At 55.4% G+C, this 746-nt stretch carries 2 protein-coding genes; both read left to right on the top strand.

The features are described from left to right. Window positions 1-67 precede the first annotated feature (67 nt). Window positions 68-508: a transposase gene (locus HMPREF3140_RS02460; protein ID WP_032435629.1), complete on the top strand. Its 441-nt coding sequence runs from the start codon at window positions 68-70 to the stop codon at window positions 506-508. Further along, window positions 505-746, top strand: a 242-nt coding sequence (gene tnpB, locus HMPREF3140_RS02455) for an IS66 family insertion sequence element accessory protein TnpB (protein WP_049127915.1), incomplete at its 3' end; no start/stop codon positions are given. The genes HMPREF3140_RS02460 and tnpB, both read left to right, overlap by 4 nt.

Genomic DNA, 746 nt, shown 5'->3' with positions numbered 1-746 from the left:
CCGCCTGTGATTCCAGTCCCGGGATCGCTAGCTTAGAGCTCCGTCTAATTTAGAAGGAGTTCTGTTCATGGAAAATGCTGCCAACTGGCGAACTGAATCGCGTACCGTCTATTCCAGTGACTTCAAACTTCGGATGGTCGAACTGGCTTCACGACCAGATGCCAACGTCGCACAACTGGCGCGGGAACATGGCGTTGATAATAATCTCATTTTTAAGTGGCTACGCCTCTGGCAGAGAGAGGAGCGAATCTCTCGTCGAATGCCTGCAACTATCGTGGGGCCGGTGGTACCTCAATCTCTTCCGGCTTCTCCGACTCTGTTGTCCGTCGACGTTATCAACGACCCGTTGCCCGCAGCAGAGAATGACACTCTGTGTACGTTCTCCTCCGCTCACGCCAGCGCCACTTCCTGTCATGTTGAGTTCCGCCACGGCAAAATGACGCTGGAGAACCCGTCGTCAGAGTTGCTGACTGTGCTGATCCGCGAACTGACCGGGAGGACACAATGATATCCCTCCCGTCAGGCACCCGCATCTGGCTGGTCGCCGGGGCCACGGATATGCGTAAATCCTTCAACGGGCTGGGCGAACAGATACACCACGTTCTGGATGAGGATCCCTTCTCCGGCCATCTGTTTATCTTCCGGGGACGCCGTGGCGATACCGTGAAAATACTCTGGGCTGATGCTGATGGTCTGTGCCTGTTTATCAAACGCCTGGAAGAGGGACAGTTCGTCTGGCCTGCTGT

The organism is Klebsiella sp. HMSC16A12 (assembly GCF_001808265.1).
GTDB classification, from domain to species: Bacteria; Pseudomonadota; Gammaproteobacteria; order Enterobacterales; family Enterobacteriaceae; genus Klebsiella; species Klebsiella pneumoniae.
The sequence above is the reverse complement of the archived record's forward strand: the minus strand, read 5'-3'. Positions and strand labels throughout refer to the sequence as shown.

Coding starts and splice junctions, on each gene's coding strand:
- HMPREF3140_RS02460 (WP_032435629.1), top strand. CDS start 68: ATGGAAAATGCTGCCAACTGGCGAACTGAATCGCGTACCGTCTATTCC.